Annotated in this window: 17 protein-coding genes and 3 tRNA genes; 10 read left to right on the plus strand and 10 right to left on the minus strand. The window is 60.5% G+C overall.

The features are described 5' to 3' along the window. Window positions 1–10: 10 nt before the first annotated feature. The 3 genes from gltX (at window position 11) to ACR3EN_RS15490 (ending at window position 3940) form a co-directional block, all read left to right on the plus strand. The gene (gene gltX, locus ACR3EN_RS15480) at window positions 11–1411 is read left to right on the plus strand and encodes a glutamate--tRNA ligase (RefSeq protein ID WP_480870122.1); all 1401 of its coding nucleotides are present in this window, start codon (window positions 11–13) and stop codon (window positions 1409–1411) included. A 121-nt stretch (window positions 1412–1532) separates the two neighbouring features. Beyond that, window positions 1533–2828, plus strand: a complete 1296-nt coding sequence (gene gltA, locus ACR3EN_RS15485) for a citrate synthase (RefSeq protein ID WP_480819964.1) — start codon at window positions 1533–1535, stop codon at window positions 2826–2828. A 170-nt stretch (window positions 2829–2998) separates the two neighbouring features. Next, window positions 2999–3940: an autotransporter outer membrane beta-barrel domain-containing protein gene (locus tag ACR3EN_RS15490; protein ID WP_480819962.1), complete on the plus strand. Its 942-nt coding sequence runs from the start codon at window positions 2999–3001 to the stop codon at window positions 3938–3940. On the opposite strand, the gene ACR3EN_RS15495 is transcribed toward ACR3EN_RS15490, so the two are convergent. Beyond that, entirely contained in the window at window positions 3937–5004 is a 1068-nt protein-coding gene (locus ACR3EN_RS15495) for a PA0069 family radical SAM protein (RefSeq protein ID WP_480819960.1), read from the minus strand. The genes ACR3EN_RS15490 and ACR3EN_RS15495 overlap by 4 nt on opposite strands. 317 nt (window positions 5005–5321) lie before the next feature. Between ACR3EN_RS15495 and ACR3EN_RS15500 the strand changes: the two genes are divergently transcribed. Together ACR3EN_RS15500 and ACR3EN_RS15505 are read left to right on the plus strand one after the other, a co-directional pair. After that, the gene (locus ACR3EN_RS15500; RefSeq protein WP_480819958.1) at window positions 5322–6020 is read left to right on the plus strand and encodes a corrinoid protein; all 699 of its coding nucleotides are present in this window, start codon (window positions 5322–5324) and stop codon (window positions 6018–6020) included. Between the two features lie 92 nt (window positions 6021–6112). Beyond that, window positions 6113–6772 (plus strand): DUF1638 domain-containing protein, encoded by a 660-nt coding sequence (locus ACR3EN_RS15505; protein WP_480819956.1) that lies wholly within the window; start codon window positions 6113–6115, stop codon window positions 6770–6772. Between the two features lie 3 nt (window positions 6773–6775). On the opposite strand, the gene ACR3EN_RS15510 is transcribed toward ACR3EN_RS15505, so the two are convergent. After that, window positions 6776–7186 (minus strand): SufE family protein, encoded by a 411-nt coding sequence (locus ACR3EN_RS15510; protein ID WP_480819954.1) that lies wholly within the window; start codon window positions 7184–7186, stop codon window positions 6776–6778. 176 nt (window positions 7187–7362) lie between these two features. Between ACR3EN_RS15510 and ACR3EN_RS15515 the strand changes: the two genes are divergently transcribed. Continuing rightward, window positions 7363–7851 (plus strand): hypothetical protein, encoded by a 489-nt coding sequence (locus ACR3EN_RS15515; protein WP_480843402.1) that lies wholly within the window; start codon window positions 7363–7365, stop codon window positions 7849–7851. On the opposite strand, the gene rnd is transcribed toward ACR3EN_RS15515, so the two are convergent. The 3 genes from rnd to purM all read right to left on the minus strand — a co-directional run bounded on the left by rnd (window position 7848) and on the right by purM (window position 10757). Next, window positions 7848–9005, minus strand: coding sequence for a ribonuclease D (gene rnd, locus ACR3EN_RS15520; RefSeq protein WP_480870126.1), 1158 nt, complete (start codon window positions 9003–9005; stop codon window positions 7848–7850). The two genes, ACR3EN_RS15515 and rnd, sit on opposite strands and share 4 nt — an antisense overlap. A gap of 112 nt (window positions 9006–9117) precedes the next feature. Beyond that, window positions 9118–9714 (minus strand): phosphoribosylglycinamide formyltransferase, encoded by a 597-nt coding sequence (purN, locus tag ACR3EN_RS15525; protein ID WP_480819948.1) that lies wholly within the window; start codon window positions 9712–9714, stop codon window positions 9118–9120. Then, window positions 9711–10757: a phosphoribosylformylglycinamidine cyclo-ligase gene (gene purM / locus ACR3EN_RS15530; protein WP_480870129.1), complete on the minus strand. Its 1047-nt coding sequence runs from the start codon at window positions 10755–10757 to the stop codon at window positions 9711–9713. Before purM ends, purN begins: the two co-directional genes overlap by 4 nt. Before the next feature lie 107 nt (window positions 10758–10864). On the opposite strand from purM, the gene ACR3EN_RS15535 reads away from it, so the two are divergent. After that, a tRNA-Ile gene (locus ACR3EN_RS15535) sits at window positions 10865–10941 on the plus strand. 2 nt (window positions 10942–10943) lie between these two features. Here ACR3EN_RS15535 and ACR3EN_RS15540 read toward each other — a convergent pair. Then, a complete protein-coding gene (locus tag ACR3EN_RS15540) occupies window positions 10944–12263 on the minus strand; it encodes an ATP-binding protein (protein ID WP_480819944.1) in 1320 nt (439 codons plus the stop codon). 44 nt (window positions 12264–12307) lie between these two features. Here ACR3EN_RS15540 and ACR3EN_RS15545 point away from each other — a divergent pair, with 44 nt between their 5' ends. The 3 genes from ACR3EN_RS15545 to ACR3EN_RS15555 all read left to right on the plus strand — a co-directional run bounded on the left by ACR3EN_RS15545 (window position 12308) and on the right by ACR3EN_RS15555 (window position 13565). Further along, entirely contained in the window at window positions 12308–13222 is a 915-nt protein-coding gene (locus tag ACR3EN_RS15545; protein ID WP_480819942.1) for an MBL fold metallo-hydrolase, read from the plus strand. 75 nt (window positions 13223–13297) lie between these two features. Beyond that, a tRNA-Asn gene (locus ACR3EN_RS15550) sits at window positions 13298–13372 on the plus strand. A gap of 118 nt (window positions 13373–13490) precedes the next feature. After that, a tRNA-Asn gene (locus ACR3EN_RS15555) sits at window positions 13491–13565 on the plus strand. A 6-nt stretch (window positions 13566–13571) separates the two neighbouring features. Here the strand turns inward: ACR3EN_RS15555 and ACR3EN_RS15560 are convergent. From ACR3EN_RS15560 to zwf, 4 genes are all read right to left on the minus strand, one after another. Beyond that, window positions 13572–15191 (minus strand): long-chain-fatty-acid--CoA ligase, encoded by a 1620-nt coding sequence (locus ACR3EN_RS15560; RefSeq protein ID WP_480820086.1) that lies wholly within the window; start codon window positions 15189–15191, stop codon window positions 13572–13574. 105 nt (window positions 15192–15296) lie between these two features. After that, window positions 15297–16907, minus strand: a complete 1611-nt coding sequence (gene pgi / locus ACR3EN_RS15565) for a glucose-6-phosphate isomerase (protein ID WP_480819940.1) — start codon at window positions 16905–16907, stop codon at window positions 15297–15299. A 5-nt stretch (window positions 16908–16912) separates the two neighbouring features. After that, window positions 16913–17584, minus strand: coding sequence for a 6-phosphogluconolactonase (gene pgl / locus ACR3EN_RS15570; protein ID WP_480819938.1), 672 nt, complete (start codon window positions 17582–17584; stop codon window positions 16913–16915). Then, window positions 17581–19029: a glucose-6-phosphate dehydrogenase gene (gene zwf / locus ACR3EN_RS15575; RefSeq protein WP_480819936.1), complete on the minus strand. Its 1449-nt coding sequence runs from the start codon at window positions 19027–19029 to the stop codon at window positions 17581–17583. The genes pgl and zwf overlap by 4 nt, the downstream gene beginning before the upstream one ends. Between the last annotated feature and the right edge of the window lie 98 nt (window positions 19030–19127).

Consider the following 19127-nt stretch of genomic DNA (forward strand, 5'->3'; position numbering starts at 1 on the left):
AATCCACACAATGTCCGATCAGGTCGTCACTCGTTTTGCCCCTTCTCCCACCGGTTTTCTGCACATCGGTGGCGCGCGCACTGCGCTGTTCAACTGGCTGTATGCGCGGGGTCGTGGCGGTAAATTCCTGCTGCGCATCGAAGATACCGACCGCGAACGCTCGACCCCAGAAGCAACAGCGGCGATTCTGCAAGGCATGGAGTGGCTGGGGCTGGATCATGATGGCGAAGTCATCAGCCAGTTTGAAGGGGCCGCGCGTCACGCAGAGGTGGCGCACCAGCTGTTGGCCGAGGGCAAGGCGTATAAGTGCTTTGCAACGCAGGACGAAATCGCGGCATTTCGCGATCAGGCAAGGGCCGAGGGTAAATCCACCCTGTTCCGCAGTCCTTGGCGCGATGCGGATGCCTCGACCCATCCCGAGGCGCCTTTCGTGATCCGTATCAAGGCGCCGCAGGATGGTGCAACAGTGATCCGAGATCATGTGCAGGGTGATGTGACCATCCGCAACGACCAGTTGGATGACATGATCCTGCTGCGCTCGGACGGGACGCCGGTCTATATGCTGGCTGTTGTGGTGGACGATCATGATATGGGCGTCACCCATGTGATCCGCGGTGATGACCACCTGAACAACGCCGCCCGACAGATGATGATCTACGAGGCGATGGGCTGGGATGTTCCGGTCTGGGCGCATATCCCGCTGATCCACGGGCCTGACGGAAAGAAACTGTCGAAACGCCACGGCGCGCTTGGCGCACAAGAGTATCAGGCGATGGGCTACCCCGCCGCCGGGATGCGCAACTATCTGGCCCGGTTGGGCTGGAGCCACGGTGACGACGAATTCTTCACCGACGCGCAGGCCCAGGAATGGTTCGACCTGGATGGGATCGGCAAAAGCCCCGCGCGGTTCGATTTGAAGAAACTGGAAAACCTCTGCGGGCAGCATATCGCCATCTCGGAAGATGCTGCATTGCGGCAAGAAATCCAAGCATATCTGGCCGCAGCAAGCCTGCCAAGCCTGAGCGATGCACAATCCGGTGATCTGGAACGTGCGATGTATTGCCTCAAGGATCGCGCACGGACATTCCCGGAACTACTTGAAAAGGCGAAATTTGTGCTGACATCGCGGCCCATCGTGCCGGATGAGAATGCGGCAAAAGCCCTGTCGACGGTATCCGACGGTATACTGGAAGAATTGACGCCGCATCTGCAAAATGCTAGCTGGTCTCGGAACGAACTGGAGGAGGCCCTGAATTCCTTCGCGGAAGCGAAAGGAATTAAGTTCGGTAAACTGGCGGGTCCGCTGCGCGCGGTGCTGGCTGGCCGGGCGGTCACACCTTCGGTATTTGACATGATGCTTGTGCTTGGGCGGGATGAAACCCTGGCACGGCTTTCTGACGCAGCGACCTGATCCCGGCTTCATATTCGGGTAACGCTGCTCCGATAAGACCCGGACTGCGCGACTGCGCGCAGCCGTTGCCCGCATCGTCGGACAGCGAACCGACATGCGCATGAATGAAGAAGGGATACACATGACTGAAAGCCAAAAAACAGCGACCCTGACTGTCCATGGCAACACATATGAGCTGCCGGTACACTCACCAACGGCTGGCCCAGATGTCATCGACATCCGCAAACTCTATAATCAGGCCGATGTGTTCACGTACGACCCCGGCTTTACCTCGACAGCCAGTTGCGACAGCACGATCACCTATATTGATGGCGAAAAGGGCGAGCTGCTGCACCGTGGCTATCCGATCGACCAATTGGCCGAGAAATCGCATTTTCTGGAAGTCTGCTATCTGCTTCTTTACGGCGAACTGCCTGCGGCCAAGGATCTCGAAACATTCGAGACCACCATCACGCGTCACACCATGCTGCACGAGCAGATGCAGTATTTCTATCGCGGCTTCCGCCGCGACGCGCATCCGATGGCGATTATGGTCGGTGTTGTCGGCGCAATGTCGGCCTTCTATCACGACTCGACCGACATCTCGGACCCGCATCAGCGTGAGGTCGCCTCGCACCGTCTGATCGCGAAGATGCCGACAATTGCCGCATGGGCCTACAAGTATCACACAGGTCAACCCTTCGTGTATCCGCGCAACGATCTTGACTATGCGTCGAACTTCCTGCGCATGTGCTTTAGCGTTCCGGCCGAAGAATACGAGGTGAACCCGATCCTCAGCCGTGCGATGGACCGCATCTTTACCCTGCACGCGGATCACGAACAGAACGCCTCGACCTCGACCGTGCGTCTGGCGTCGTCTTCGGGTGCGAACCCGTTTGCCTGTATCGCTGCCGGTATCGCCTGCCTCTGGGGCCCGGCGCATGGTGGTGCGAACCAGGCCTGCCTTGAGATGCTGGAAGAGATCGGCTCGGTCGATCGCATTCCCGAATACATCGCGCGCGCCAAGGACAAGAACGATCCGTTCCGCCTGATGGGCTTTGGTCACCGCGTCTACAAAAACTTCGACCCGCGTGCGAAGGTGATGAAGCAGTCGGCAGACGAAGTGCTGGACCTGCTGGGCATTGAAGACAATCCCAAGCTGCAGGTCGCCAAAGAGCTGGAACGCGAGGCGCTGGAGGACCCGTATTTCGCCGAGAAGAAGCTGTTCCCGAACGTGGACTTCTATTCGGGCATCATTCTTGAGGCGATGGGTTTCCCGACCTCGATGTTCACGCCGATCTTTGCTCTGTCGCGCACCGTCGGCTGGGTCAGCCAGTGGAAAGAGATGATCGCCGATCCACAGAACAAGATCGGTCGTCCGCGTCAGTTGTATCTGGGCGAAACCACACGGGATTACGTGGATATCGAAAAGCGCTAAGCCGATATGCAAGAGTGTTCAGCAAAGCCCCGGTTCGCCGGGGCTTTGTCATGAGTGTGACCCAAATGTAGCCCTTGGCACCGAAGCCGCACTGCGCCGGTCTGTTTGTCTTTGCAGCGATACCCACCCCGCATACTGTCCGCCGAAATTCACGTCGGACCCCAAGAACCATGCGCAAAAGCCTTCTCTGTCTTTCCCTGCTGTTCGGTACGCCCACCGCCGCGCAGACCCTGCTGGAGGACGCCTTCAAGGACATACAGCGCGAATACGCGGCAGGTTCGCTTGCAGTGTTGAGCCTTGCGGGCATTCCCGATGACTCGGCCAGCGCGATTTCGCTGGAATCGAACACCGGCAACCGCGAGTATGACTTCAAATCCGCTCAACTGGGTGGCGGGTTCCGGCTGAGCGAAGGTATCCCGCTCTATCTTGAGGGGTATGTCGGCTATGCCCGCTATGATCCGGTCCTTACCTTCAGCGACACGGGCAACACCACCGCCCTGCCCCTGAAATGGACCAGCCTCGCGGTGACCGGCGGGATCGGGTATCAATTCGATCTGGGCGAGCGCTGGAAGCTGACCCCGATGGCGCATATCTCGGTCGGTCGCACGCAATCCGATACCTCGATCGGCGCACAGGCCATCGCCAACCGGCTGGGTCTGGATCGCGATTTCCTCGAAAGCGGAGGGTTATGGGCCGGTGGCGCGGGCGGGTCGCTGACCGTAGATTATGACCTGCCACTGGAGAATGATCGCGAGTTCGAGGCAAGCCTGCGCTACACTCACATTGAATACTGGCCGATCGGCGATGATGAAGACCTGCTGATCGAATCCACCGCAGCCAATGCCGTACTGTGGACCCGATACAGGTTTCCGACTGGTAAACGGATGTTCGGGCGGCCCGTGCGCTGGGTCGGTGATCTGTCGCTGTCCTATCTGATCGGGGATCAATCGATCGTACTGGGTACCGACTGGCTGGCACGCGTGGGCGGCGGGGTCGAGGTTGATCTGTCGGACACTTGGGTGCCCTGGGTCACGACAACGCGGCTGATGGTACGCTATTACGGCAGTGACACGGTGAACGGCTTTACAGTCGGGTTGGGCATCAGTTTCTAGAACAGTGAAAGCTGGTCACCCTTCCGTGGTGGTGGAGCAAAATGTGCAGTACTCAGCGGCGGTGTTCTGATCGCAAGGCCCAGCCGTTTACAGGCCGCTTTGAACCGTTGGGCGACCATTTGGGCATAGGTCCCCTCGCCCCGCATCCGATGCCCCCAGCGCGGGTCGTAGTCCCTGCCACCATGCATCTCGCGCAGTCGCGCCATGACCTTGGCGGCCCGGCCGGGTTCATGCTCGGCCAGCCAGTCCTGCCACAGGCCAGAGACCTCGCGCGGCAGCCGCAGCATGATCCAACTCGCCGCGTCAGCCCCGGCATCGCGCCCTGCCTCAAGCAGGTGCTCAAGCTCGTGATCCGTCAGACCCGGCACAATCGGCGAGGTCATGACCCGCACCGGCACCCCCGCCTCGGTCAGTCGGCGGATCATCTGCAACCGGCGCGGCGGCGATGGCGCGCGCGGCTCCATCCGGCGCGATAGCTCAGCGTCCAGCGTGGTCAGCGAGACCCCAACCCGCACGAGGTTCTTACGCGCCATGGGCGCAAGGATATCCAGATCACGCTCGATCAGTGCGCCCTTGGTGACAATCCCGACCGGGTGCTGAAACGCGCTGAGAACCTGCAGGCAGGCCCTTGTGATTTCACGACTTTTCTCTATCGGCTGATAGGGGTCCGTATTGGTGCCAAGGGCAAGGGTGGCAACGCTGTAACGCCGCGCCGACAGCTCTTGCCCCAGCACATCGGCGGCGTTGGGACGGGCGATCAGGCGCGTTTCAAAATCCAGTCCCGGCGAGAGGCCCAGATAGGCATGGGTCGGGCGTGCAAAGCAATATACGCAACCATGCTCGCACCCGCGATAAGGGTTAATCGACCGATCAAACGGCAGATCCGGGGATTTGTTATACGAGATGACGGTCCGGGCCAGTTCATCCCGGACTTCCGTTCGTAGGGGCGGTAAATCTTCGGGCAAATCCCAGCCATCATCGGCCATTTCGGTCACAAACCGCTCGAACCGACCGGTTGCATTTGAGGCCGCGCCGCGCCCTGCAGGTTTTGATCGACTCGCCATTTGTTCCCTTTATGTTCTAATATATCTACCTAGCGGAAACGATACGGCCCGACAAGAGCGAGCCCCCAACGGGCCTTTCCGGCACGGGTACAAACCAACAAATTCACTTGACAAAACCGTGATTTGGGCGCGCAGAATGAAAGCTGCACAAGATGATCTTGCGAAAAATTCCGTCGCTAATCGTCATAATTCGGCCTATAGGTCGGTCCCGTATCCGCCGAGGTCGCAATCGTCACAGTCGAGATGCGACGAAATGGCCAAAACGGTAAAAATTGCCACCACGGGCCACGCGCCCGCTAAGCTCAGGGAAACGCCCCATGTCCGATGAAGAAGACATCGTCCTGTCCGAACTCAACGACGACGAACTTGTCGAACAGATGTTCGATGACCTTTACGACGGTCTGAAAGAGGAAATCGAAGAAGGTGTGAACATCCTGCTGGAACGCGGATGGCAACCTTACGACATTCTGACCAAAGCACTGGTTGGTGGTATGACCATCGTGGGCCATGACTTCCGTGACGGTATACTGTTCGTGCCCGAAGTGCTGCTGGCCGCAAACGCCATGAAAGGCGGGATGGCGATCCTCAAGCCGCTGCTGGCCGAGACCGGTGCCCCGCGCGTCGGCAAGATGGTGATCGGCACCGTCAAGGGTGACATCCACGACATCGGTAAGAACCTTGTGGCGATGATGATGGAAGGCGCGGGCTTCGAAGTTGTCGATATCGGCATCAACAACCCGGTCGAAAACTATCTGGAAGCGCTGGAAAACGAAAAGCCGGATATTCTGGGCATGTCCGCTCTGCTAACCACCACCATGCCTTACATGAAGGTCGTGATCGACACGATGGTCGAACAGGGCCTGCGTGAAGAATACGTGGTTCTGGTTGGTGGCGCGCCGCTGAACGAAGAATTCGGCAAAGCCATCGGTGCCGACGGTTACTGCCGTGACGCGGCTGTGGCCGTGGAAATGGCGAAGGACTTCATGTCCCGCCGCCACAACTCGCTGGCCGGCTAAGCCACGGACAATATCGTGACAAGGGCCGTCCTCTCAGGGGCGGCCTTTTTCGTCCAAGTCATGCGTCCCTATATGACACGCAGGAGAGACAGATGACCGACGCCCCCCTGCCCGATGATGAAAGCCTGACCCAACAGGGCTATGCCGCGCCGCGCGCTGCGGAATCCACTCTGCTGATTGCCTGCGGCGCGTTGGCGCGCGAAATTCTGGACCTAAAGGCGCGCAATGGCTGGAATCATATTGCTCTGACCTGCCTGCCTGCGATCTTGCATGTGCACCCCGAAAAGATCACTCAGGCCGTCGAAGAGGCTGTCGCCAAACATCGCGCCACCTACGATCGGATTTACATCGTCTATGCCGATTGCGGGACCGGCGGGTTGCTTCAGGCGGCCTGTGAGAAGCTGGGGGTCGAGATGATCCAGGGTCCCCATTGTTACTCATTCTTCGAAGGAAACGCGGCCTTCGCCGCCCATGGCGACGACGAAACGACGGCCTTCTATCTTACCGATTTTCTGGCCCGACAGTTCGATGCCTTCGTCTGGAAACCTCTGGGATTGGATCGCCATCCCGAGTTGCGGGATATGTATTTCGGCAACTATACCAAGCTTGTTTATCAGGCGCAGACCGATGATCCCGAACTGACCCGCCGGGCGCAGGACTGTGCCGACCGTATGGGCTTGAAATTCGAACGCCGCCAGACCGGCTATGGCGATCTCGAGGTCACACTTTCAGATTGGGCAAACCGCGGTTGACCCTCAGGCGTTGGCCAGCGCCACCTCGCGGATCCGCTCGATCATCGCCCGCAGCCCGTTCGACCGCTGCGCAGACAGGTGGTCGTGCAATCCCAGCCGCGCCAACTCACCCCCGGCATCCACCTTGGGTACCTCGGCAACAGGTAAATCATTGTAGAGCTTGCGCAGCACCGCAATCAGCCCCCGCACGATCAGCGCATCACTGTCCCCGTCGAAATGGAACTGGCCATTCTCGATGACCGGGTGCAGCCAGACCTGACTGGCGCAGCCGGTGACCTTGGTGGCGGGCACCTTGAACGCGTCATCCAACGGCTCCATCGCCTTGCCCTGTTCGATGACATGGCGATATCGGTCTTCCCAGTCGTCCAGAAACTCGAAATCCTCGACAATCTCTTCAAAGGCGGGCGTTGCCATGGCGGGCGGTCCTTGCGTTAGGCGATCACAAATGTGACCTATGTCCAGCTTTACCCGCTGTCCAGCCCCCAGCGTGGCTTTTCAAGCCGCTGAAATTGCGATAACCCGATGAAGGTAAAGCTGCGCAAAGTGTTGGGTCCATGTACAAAACTGCAACTGTTCTTCTGGTTACCTCCGTGTGTCTGTCTGCCTGCAGCGGTTGGAGCAATTCGCGCGCGAACCCGTCGAACTGGTTTGGCCGCAGCACACCCGCCCCCAGCGAATTTTCGGTCGATGACGCGAACGCGCTTATCCCCGAGCAGCGCGATGGCGGCGGTCTGTTTTCGGGTCCAGAAGTTGTGGACAACAGCGTGGCGATCGGTGTGATAGATGAACTGCGCATTGATCCGACTGCTACGGGTGCGATCATCTTTGCCTCTGGGACTGCTGTCCGGCAGGGGGCCTTTAATGCGCAGCTTGCCCGGACCGTGTCGGATGAGCTGGCCAAGGACGGCATCATGGAATTCACATTCCGGGTGGAATACCCCAACTACGAAACAGCGCAGGGTTCCGAACGCTCGCGGATGGTGTCTGACGCCATCACCGTCAGTGAACAGGATCTGGAAGGTATCCGCCTTGTGCGGGTTGTGGGTCAGCGCAACGCTCTGGAATCGCGCCGCCGCTAGAGCGGTACGACACGCACCGTCTGCCCCTTGGCTGCCAAGGCTATCTTGCCGTCGCACAGTTTCAGCGCGTCCTCGCCAAATACCTCGAACCGCCAGCCGGACAGTGCGGCCACTTCGCGTTCGCCCGCAGCAATCTGATCCAGATCGGCGCTTGAGGCGATCAGTTTGGCCGCAACACCCGCGCTTTCGGTCTTGGATTTCAGCAGCACCCGCAGCAGATCAGCCAGCGCCGGGTTCACTTTCAGCTTGTCGCGGCTGTTGTCCACCTTCGGCAACTTGTCCGGCGGGCAGTTTACCCCCCGCTTCACCGCCGCCAGAATGCCATCCGCAATTGCACCCTTGCGCGCCTCGCGCAGCAGCATGCGCGACCCACCCAGATCCGAGGGCGATTTCGGCTTGATCGAGGCCATCTCGATCAGCGCGTCATCCTTGAACACCCGGCTACGCGGGACGTTGTTTTCCTGCGCATAAGCCTCGCGGAATTCGGCCAGCTCGCGCACCACGGCCAGAAACTTGGCCGAGTTGGTCCGCGTCTTGACGCGCCGCCACGCGTCCTCGGGGCGGATATCGTAAGTCTCAGAGAGGGTCAGAATGCGCAGCTCTTCCGCAACCCAATGATCGCGCCGGGTCTTTTCCAGCTCGGCCGCGAGATATTCGTAGATGCGCCGCAGATGGGTCACATCCGCCAGCGCATAGGTCTTTTGCGCATCGCTCAGCGGGCGGCGCGACCAGTCGGTGAACCGAGAGGTCTTGTCGACACCTTCCTTGCAAATCTTGCGCACCAGCGTCTCATAGCCGACCTGTTCACCAAAGCCGCAGACCATGGCGGCGACCTGTGTGTCAAACAGGGGCGTCGGGAAGACACCGGCATCGACCCAGAAAATCTCAAGGTCCTGTCGCGCGGCATGGAACACTTTGACCACGTCTTCGTTACGGAACAGCTCATACAGCGGTTCAAGCGACAGGCCATCGGCCAGCGGATCAACCAGAACGGCGCTGTCGGGATCCTCGGACGGAAACGCCAGCTGCACCAGACACAGCTTGGAATAGTAGGTCCGTTCGCGCAGAAACTCGGTATCTACGGTGACATAGGGATGCTGCGCGGCGGCCGTGCAGAACGCGGCAAGCTCTTGCGTCGTTGTCAGGGTTTTCATGCGCCGTTGTGTTCTTGCTTTTATGGTTCTTGTTCCTGCCCGTCTTGACCACGTCCCGAGCGTTACGGGACCATAAGACGAATAATCGACGCGTGTAAATCGCCGCTGCGGCTCAGGGCAAAAGAACCGGATCAGTGTTGCCTTCAGAATACCGCCGCAGGACCGCCGGATAGAGCTGATGCTCCCATTCCAACACGCGGGCCGCAAGCGTTTCAGGCGTATCATCCGCTTTGATCGCCACGCGCGCTTGCCCAAGAACAGGGCCATCATCCAGCGCTGCGGTCACCTCGTGCACGGTGCAGCCATGTTCGGCGTCGCCCGCCTCAAGCGCGCGGGCATGGGTGTGCAGCCCTTTGTACTTGGGCAGCAGCGAGGGGTGGATGTTCAGCATTCGCCCCTGAAAGCGCGAAACGAAATCACCGGTCAAAACCCGCATGAATCCAGCAAGGCAGACGATATCGGGTTGCGCAGCAAGCAGAGGTTTCAGCAATTCAGCCTCAAACGCGGCGCGATCCTTGCCGAAGGGTCGGTGATCGACCGAGGCTGTCGGAATACCCCGAGCAGCCGCCTTTTTCAGCCCCCCCGCCTCGGCATCGTTGGCCAGAACCAGACAGGGCCGCGCGGGATGGTCGCCTGTCATACTGTCGACCAGCGACAGCATGTTCGAGCCGCCCCCGGAAATCAGGATGGCGACGCGCTTATGGCTCACAGCAGCTTGCCCGAATAGGCGACACCCGACGCGTCGGTCACGGTGCCGATCCGCGAGACGGTTTCGCCTGCCTCGGCCAACAGCGCCTCCAACCCCTCAGCCTGATCCGCCGCACAGACCACGATCATGCCGATGCCGCAGTTGAAAGTCTTGAGCATCTCGGCCTCGGCGATCCCGCCGGTTTCCGCCATCCATTTGAAAACGGGCGGCAAATCCCATGCGTCCAGATTGATCTCAGCCCCCAGCCCCTCGGGCAGCACACGCGGCAGGTTTTCGGTCAGGCCGCCTCCGGTAATATGGGCCAGCGCGTGCACGCCGCCTGCGCGGATCGCTTGCAGCGCAGGCTGAACATACAGCCGCGTGGGCGTCAGCAGCGCCTCGCCCAGCGTACCGCCACCAAACGGCGACGCGGCATCCCAACCCAACCCGGACATTTCGACCAGCTTGCGCACCAGAGAATAGCCGTTGGAATGCACCCCGTTCGAGGTCAGCCCCAGCAGAACATCGCCCTGCTGCACACCCTCGGGCAGCGCCGTTCCGCGTTCCATCGCGCCGACCGAGAACCCGGCCAGATCGAAATCGCCATCCGGGTACATCCCCGGCATCTCGGCGGTTTCACCACCGATCAGGGCACAACCGGATTGCACGCAGCCCTCGGCAATACCTTCGATGATCCGCGCGGCAGTGTCGGTGTCCAGCTTGCCGGTCGCGAAATAATCAAGGAAGAACAGCGGCTCAGCACCCTGACAGATCAGGTCGTTGACGCACATCGCCACCAGATCAATGCCGACGCCATCTACAACGCCCGTGTCGATGGCAATCCGCAGCTTGGTGCCAACGCCATCGGTGGCCCCAACTAGGATCGGGTCCTGATAGCCCGCCGCCTTGAGGTCGAACAGCGCACCAAATCCACCCAGCCCGCTCATCACGCCCGAGCGGTTGGTCCGCTTGGCCGCGGGCTTGATGCGATCGACCAGAGCATTCCCCGCATCGATATCGACACCCGCATCGGCGTAGGTGATTCCGTTCTTGCCCGCTGTCATGGCCAGTCCCTCATGAGTGCTTTGCGCGCGGGTTAGTCGATTGTGGCCCATGTTGCAACGGTCAGGCTTGACGCGGGCACTGATCGTGATACCCAAGGCGACATGGCGGGCCTGTAGCTCAATTGGTTAGAGCAGAGCGCTCATAACGCTTTGGTTGCGGGTTCAAGTCCTGCCGGGCCTACCAAATCACCGCCCAATCACAATATCGGCGCACAGCCCGCCCAGTTTCTCGCTGCTGCCCAAGCGCAAAATTCCTCCGTGCACGCGCGCGATGTCGGCGACGATGGCAAGGCCAAGCCCGACGCCACTGCCCTGATTCTGATTTCGTGCAGGATCAAGCCGGGTGAAGGGCTTCACCGCTTCGGTGCGCTGTTCGACCGGGATACCGGGGCCGTCATCCTCAACGCGGATACGCAAGGATTTTGGCGTCATGGACAGGCTGACTTCGGCCCGCGCGCCATAGCGGATCGCGTTCCCGATCAGATTCTCGACCGCCCGGCGCATGGCCGTGGGGCGCAGCATCGCACTGCCCTGCCCTTCGACCGCGCCCAGCTCGACCTGTTGACCCGCGCGCTGCGCATCATCAACGATCTGGCCCAGCCAAGATACCGGATCGACCGACTCGGGCGTGCTTTCCGCCGCCCCGCGCGAGAACTCAAGAAACGCGTCCAGCAGGGATTGCATCTCGTTGACATCCTGCAGCAACGGGGCGGCATCTTCTTCGGGCAACATCGACAGGCCCAGTTTCAGACGGGTCAGCGGCGTGCGCAGATCATGACTGACCCCGGACAGCATCAGAGTACGCTGTTCAATCTGCCGCTCGATCCGGGCGCGCATGTCGACAAAGGCGCTGCCTGCCGCGCGCACCTCAATCGCGCCGCCGGGCGTATAGGGCACGACGCGCCCACGCCCAAAGGCCTGCGCTGCGTCGGCCAGCCGTGTGATCGGGCGAAGTTGATTGCGCATGTAAAGAAACGAGATCGAGGTCATCAGCCCCGCAAAGAAAACCATCGTCACGATCAGCTGATGCGGTGCCGCAGGTGAAAGACGCCGTCGATCAAAGCTGAGTTGGAGCGTGCCAAGATCGGTCGCGAGATACAGGCGAACGTTTTGTCCATCGGGCAATGCCACATTCAACGTCTCGGGGATGAGCATGCGTATCTCGGTTTCAACCTGCGGTGCGATGAAGTCATACCAACGGCGCGCGCTGTCCTCGGGCTCTACATTCAGGGGCAGGAACCGGGCTTGCATATCCAGAACAGACAAATCCTTGCGCACCGCAGCCAAGGCCTGCTGCTGGGTTTCTGCGCCCTGCATCACATCCAGCACCAACATAACCTCGCGCGCGGCTGTGCGGGTCATCTGGGCCGTGACTTCCTCGAGGTGTTTCTGCAGAAAGGCAATGGAAACAACCAACAAGACAACAATCACCGGCAGCACCAGAATCAGCGCGGCGCGGGCATACAGGCTGCGCGGCATATAGGGTTTGAGCCATTGCGTCGACATGCGCTAAACCTAGCGGGCTGCCCGGGCAAGAGGAAGAGGTGACGATGCAGGCCCCCGACGATTTCAACCCCACCCCGGGTTTGGTTGCTGAGCTGTCTCCGGGCCTGCGCCGGGTGCTGGCTCCGAACCCCTCTCCGATGACTTATCGCGGGACCAACACCTATCTTCTGGGCGACCGGGACATTGCGGTGATCGACCCCGGCCCGCTGAGCGATGCGCATCTCGACGCGATTCTGGCGGCGCTGCAGCCCGGGCAGCGCATCAGCCATATCTTTGTGACCCACACCCACCTTGACCACTCTCCGCTGGCCGCGCCGCTGTCGGCGCGCATCGGTGCCCCGATCCTCGCGTTCGGCGGACCGCAGGCCGGGCGCAGCGCCGTGATGACCCAACTGGCGCAACAGGGCCTTGCGGGGGGTGGCGAGGGAATCGACGCCAACTTCCGCCCGGACATCGAACTTGCAGATGGCGAGACAATCGCTACCGACGGTTGGCAGCTCGAGGTGATCCACACGCCCGGCCATCTGGGCAATCACATCGCACTGGCTTGGGGCGATGCCTGTTTCACTGCTGATCACGTCATGGGCTGGGCCAGTTCGCTGGTCTCGCCTCCGGACGGAGACCTGACGGATTTCATGGACGCCTGCCACCGTCTGCGTGCGCGCGACTGGTCGGTGTTTCACCCGGGCCACGGAGCCCCCATAACCCAGCCCGCCGAGCGTCTGGATTGGCTGATCAATCACCGGCTGGGACGCGAGGCGCAAATCCTCAAGGCCCTGTCACAAGGCCCTGCCACCGCCCATGAGCTGGCGCAGCGCATCTACACCGACACCCCCAAAGCCCTGCTGCCTGCGGCCGAGCGCAACGTCTTTGCCCATCTGGTCGATCTGACCGGCAGATCCCGCATCGCGCCGGACGATGCCCTGTCAGCCACAGCCCGTTTTCGGCGCATCGATTGAGCGAACAAAAATTTTGCCCGCCCGTGCGCTTCCCCTCTGGACGGCGAAAATCGGGGTTGTTATACGCCCCTCAGTTCCGGCGTAGCTCAGCGGTAGAGCAGTTGACTGTTAATCAATTGGTCGTAGGTTCGATCCCTACCGCCGGAGCCAAATTCACCACATTTTATACCCAAATCGCACTCTCTATCACGGGCGTGTTTTTTCGTAGAAAAAACTCAATCCACCCTCTGGACGTTGCAGATACGGGTTGCTATACGGCGCGAACCGTTCCGGCGTAGCTCAGCGGTAGAGCAGTTGACTGTTAATCAATTGGTCGTAGGTTCGATCCCTACCGCCGGAGCCATTTTCCCTAACTCATCAGGACATCACTGAAATCCGCACGCAAAGTGCGTTTCAGGACCTTGCCAGTCGCGTTCAATGGCAGCGCATCCACGAACACAACCTTATCAGGCACCTGCCATTTGGCGATTTTGCCGTCGAAAAAGGCAAGCAAGTCCTGCTCGGTCGGCTCTTCACCTTCGGCCTTGACGGCAACCAGCAAAGGCCGTTCGTCCCATTTCGGATGCGGCACACCCACAACAGCAGCGGTTGCCAGCTGAGGATGCGCGACGGCGATGTTCTCTAACTCCACCGAGCTGATCCATTCGCCGCCCGATTTGATGATATCCTTCGACCGGTCACGGATGGTCATGTAGCCGTCGGGGTCCAGCGTTGCGACGTCTCCGGTCGCGAACCATCCATCCTGCAAAAGCGCGTCGTCCTGCAGGTGGAAATAGCTATCCAGCACCCAGTGGCCACGCACCATCAGATCGCCCTGTGTCTCTCCGTCATGAGGAAGATCGTTGCCGTCATCATCGACAATCTTCAGCTCGACCCCAAAGGGCGGACGCCCCTGATTCTCACGCAGTTTATGCTGCGCTTCGAGGGGCATCTCGAGATGCTTGGCCATGGGGTAGTTTGTGGTGCCCAGCGGGCTCATCTCACTCATCCCCCAGGCATGAACGGTATCTACGCCATAGGTCTCGCGGAACGTCTCGATCATAGAAGGCGGACACGCCGCACCGCCGATCACAGTCCGCGCGAGGCTGTCCAGCTTGGTGCCGCATTTCGCAGCATGGGCCAGCAGGCCCTGCCAAATGGTTGGCACACCCATGGCAAGCGTTACGCCATAGGTGTCGATCAGATTGACCAGTGCTTCCCCATGCAAATCCGGCCCCGGCAGAACCATACGCGAGCCGGACATGGCGCTGGCATAGGGCGACCCCCACGCGTTGACGTGGAACATCGGCACCACAGGCATCACCACGTCCATCGCGGAATAGCCGATCACATCACGGGTATTCGACGCAAAACTGTGCAGCAAGGTGGACCGGTGGGAATAAAGAACACCCTTGGGATTCCCTGTTGTGCCCGACGTATAGCACAGGCTGGACGCCGTGTTTTCATCAAAGCTGGGCCAGGCATAGTCCTGATCTCCGGTCTCGATCAGCTCATCATAGAAAACCAGCCCGGGCACCTGAGACAGCGCGGCCTCGTCCCGCGCGCCCATCAGTACGAAATGCTGCACCTCGGTCAGGTGTTCGTGCAGCGCAGCCACCAAAGGCAGGAATGTTGCATCAAAGAACAGCACCCGGTCCTGTGCATGGTTGATGATATAGGTCAGCTGCTCAGGAAACAGGCGCGGGTTGATCGTGTGGCAGACAAAGCCTGCCCCCGATACGGCATAGTAGATCTCTAGATGACGGCGGTTGTTCCACGCCAGCGTGCCGACGCGATCCTGCGGCTCAAGCCCAAGCTTCACCAGCGCCGAAGCCATCCGGCGGGCGTTGCGCGCAATCCCGGCCCAGTTGGTCTCGGTCACGGTTCCGTCTGTCTCCACCGAGATGATCTCGGTCTGGCCGTGATAGCGTTCGGCGTGATCAATCAGCGACGAAATCAGCAAGGGCTGCGTCATCATCTGTCCCAGCATGGACATTCCTCCCATCATCAGCGCTGTGCCGCGCCGTTTGTCTTGGCATTGACCCTGCCAAGATTTTAATTGTCTGACAATAAGAGAGTGCGACCGGGTGCCGCGTCAACCGCGATGGCGCAGGGCATAGGCGACCAGCGCCGCGGTCGATCCGTCTTTGCCTTCGGTGCCGGCCTCGCCGTCCACAATCGGCCCCAGAGACGTTGCCAGTTCCTTGCCCAACTCCACGCCCCATTGGTCGAACGAGTTGATGCCCAGCAGCACGCCTTCGACAAACACCCGATGCTCGTACAGCGCAATGATCTGGCCCAGAACAAAGGGCGTAAGCTGCGGATAGATCAACGTGGTCGAGGGACGATTGCCCGGAAACACCCGGTGCCGCGCCTGACGTTCCAACTCTTCGCCGGTCAGGCCTTTGTCGGCCATGCGCGACCGGGCCTCGTCCAGCGAACGGCCCCGCATCAGGGCCTCGGACTGGGCCAGACAGTTTGCCAGAAGCAGACGGTGATGGTGCGCAAGTTCAGGTTCGTGGCCTTCGGCGGCGACCATGAATTCGCAGGGAATCACATCGGTGCCCTGATGGATCAGCTGATAAAACGCGTGCTGCCCGTTGGTGCCGGGTTCACCCCAGACCACGGGGCCAGAAGGCATCGTCAGATCGCTGCCATCCATGGCCACCGATTTGCCATTGGATTCCATTTCAAGCTGCTGGAAATAGGCAGGAAGCCGCAGCAAACGTTGATCATAGGGCAGCACCGCGCGGCTGGCGTGTCCCAGAACCTGACGGTGCCAGATCCCCACAAGGGCCAGCATCACCGGCATATTCTCGATCCACTCGGCCGAGCGGAAATGCAAATCCATCGCCTGCCCGCCGCGCAGAAACGCATCAAACGCGTTTGAGCCGACGGCGATCATCACCGGCAGGCCCACCGGCCCCCAGACGGAATAACGCCCGCCCACCCAATCGGCGAACCCAAAGACGCGCGCCTCGGGGATGCCGAAGGCGGCGGTTTTGTCGACGGCGCTTGAGACGGCTGCGAATTGCTGTGCCGGATCTCCGCCACCGTCCTGCATCCATGCGCGTGCGGTGCGCGCGTTTGTCATGGTCTCAATGGTGGTGAAGGTTTTCGACGCGACAATGACCAGCGTGCGAGACGGATCAAGCGGGCGCAGCGTATCGGCAATATGCGCCCCATCCACGTTCGACACATAATGCAGCCGCGGCCCATCATGATAGGTCGATAGCGCATGGGTGGCCATGACCGGCCCCAGATCGGAACCGCCGATACCGATATTCACCACATCGGTGAAACTGCCCCCAGCCCCTTTGACCGCGCCGCCGCGCACTTCTTCGGCAAAGACCCGCATCCGCTGCAGGGTCGCCAGCACCTCGGGCATCACATCCTGCCCATCGGCCTCGACAGGTCCGCCATCGAGGTTGCGCAGGGCCGTGTGCAGCACCGCGCGGCCCTCGGTCTCGTTGATCTTCTGGCCGGTGAACATCGCCTCACGCCGATCGGCCAGCCCCGCCTGATCGCACAGATCAATCAGACCCGACCGGATATCCTCGGCAATCTGCGTTTTCGAGTAGTCAAACAGCAGATCACCAGTCGAGGCCGAAAAGCTCTGCGCGCGCACCGGATCATCTTGGAACAGATCCTCGATGCGGCGGTCGTGGGTCATTGTGGCAAGGGTTCTGAGGCTATCGAGTTGCATCGCATCTACTCTGCCCAATGGACTGTCATACCGCTCAGCACGGCCGCGATCGGCGCCTCTTCGGGTGGCAATGTCATCGCGCGGTCCAGCGCGTCGCGTTTGGCGGTGCCAAAGATGACCAAGTGTTTCGACAGCGCCCCGTCCAGTACTGGCGCGGTCAGGGTGATGCGCGGTTCGGGCTGCACATCGGTGCGGGCGACGGCCAGCGTGGGCGCATGGCTGTCGAGCGCGGCGGCCAGCCCCTCCATCCCCGGAAACAGCGAGGCGGTGTGCATGTCTTCCCCCATCCCCAGCACCAGAACCGACAGCGGCAGCACCGGAGTAATCAGCGTTTCGATCTCGGGCAGGACGTCTTCGGGCGCATGTCCATCAACGTAAAGCGGCACATATTCGGCGACCGAGGCGCGGCTGGTCAGCAACCTCTCGCGGATCAGACGTTCATTCGAACGTTCATGATCGCCGGGCACACAGCGCTCATCGGTGGGCAGGACGCGCACGCGATCCCACGCCAGATCAGCCGCGCAGAGCACGTCAAACACGGGACCCGGCGTGGTTCCACCCGGCACCGCAAGCGAAACCAGGTCATGGTGCAGCAACGCGGCTTCCAGATCTCCGGCCAAATTGTTGGCGACATCAATCGCCAGCATGTCCCTGTCGGCATATTCTTTGATATTCATGGGTTTATCCCCTGCCAGCGGCGACCATCCCGTTTCATCAGCAACTCGGCGTCGCCCGGACCGGTGCTGCCACTTTCGTAAGGTTTCGGCACATCGCCCCGTGCCTCCCAGCCAGCGATGATCGGGTCGGTCCATGCCCATGCGGCCTCGACCTCGTCGCCGCGCATGAAGAGGGTCTGATTGCCGCGAATGACGTCCATGACCAGCCGTTCATAAGCATCGGGCGGGTTCTGACTTTCCGGCCCCAGCGCCTCGGCAAAGCTCATGTCCAGAGGCACATCGACCAGCCGCATGCCGCCCTGGCCCGGCTCTTTGATCGTCACCTTCAGCGTGATGCCTTCGTTCGGCTGCAGCCGGATCGACAGCGCATTCGCATGCCGCCCAGCCTCTTCGCCAAAGATCGAATGCGGCGCATCCTTGAACATCACGTTGATGATCGAAGACCGCGCCACCAGTTCCTTGCCCGTGCGCAGATAGAACGGAGTACCGGCCCATCGCCAATTGCTGATATGGGCACGCAGCGCCACATAGCTTTCCGTCGTCGAGCGCGGATTGCCGACCACTTCGCGATAGCCTCTGTCCCCGCCCGAGAATTGGCCGCGCACTATGTGATGCGGCTCAACCGAATCCAGCGCGCGGATCACCTTTAGCTTTTCATCCCGCACAGCATCGGGGTCGAATTTCGCCGGGGGTTCCATTGCGATCAGACACAAAAGCTGCATCAGATGGTTCTGCATCATGTCGCGCATGGCTCCGGCGCGCTCATAGTATTCCTCGCGCCCGTCAATGCCCACGGTTTCGGCCACAGTGATCTGGATATGGTCCACGTACTGGCTGTTCCAGAGCGGTTCGAACAGCATGTTGCCGAACCGGACGGCCATCAGGTTCTGGACCGTTTCTTTCCCCAGGTAGTGGTCGATCCGATAGATCTGGCTTTCGTCAAAATGCGCCGCCAACGTGGCGTTCAATGCCCGCGCGCTGCCCAGATCATGACCAAACGGCTTTTCGACCACGATCCGCGTCTGACCCGTAGCCATGTCATGCGCCTTGATCTGCTCGGCCAACGGACCAAACAGACCCGGCCCGACCGAGAAATAAAAGGCCCGAACCCGGTCCGCATGCAGCTTTCCACCCAGTTGCGCCCACCCCTCATCCGACAGTGCATCGAGCGAGACATAGTCAAGCCGTTCAAGGAACCCCTGCAGCATCTCAATCTCCGCCGCCTGAACCGGCACATGGCGCAACAGCGATTCGCGCAACAGTTTCCGGAACGCGTCGGCCTCCAGCCCTCCGCGCGCGGCACCAATGATCTGCGTGTCCTGCGGCCATTGGCGCGCACAATAACGGCGAAACAGCGCCGGAACGATCTTGCGCTGCGCCAGATCGCCGGTTGCGCCGAAAATGACCAGATCAAATGGGTCAACAGGTATGACACGAGAAACCATGGCTTTTCCTTACCTTGCCGCTTGGGTCATGTCCAATGTTAGCGCAACCATTCATTGGAAAACTTCGATCATCAAAACTCTGTCAGCGACAGCCGACC

It is taken from the genome of Ruegeria sp. G7 (assembly GCF_056535465.1).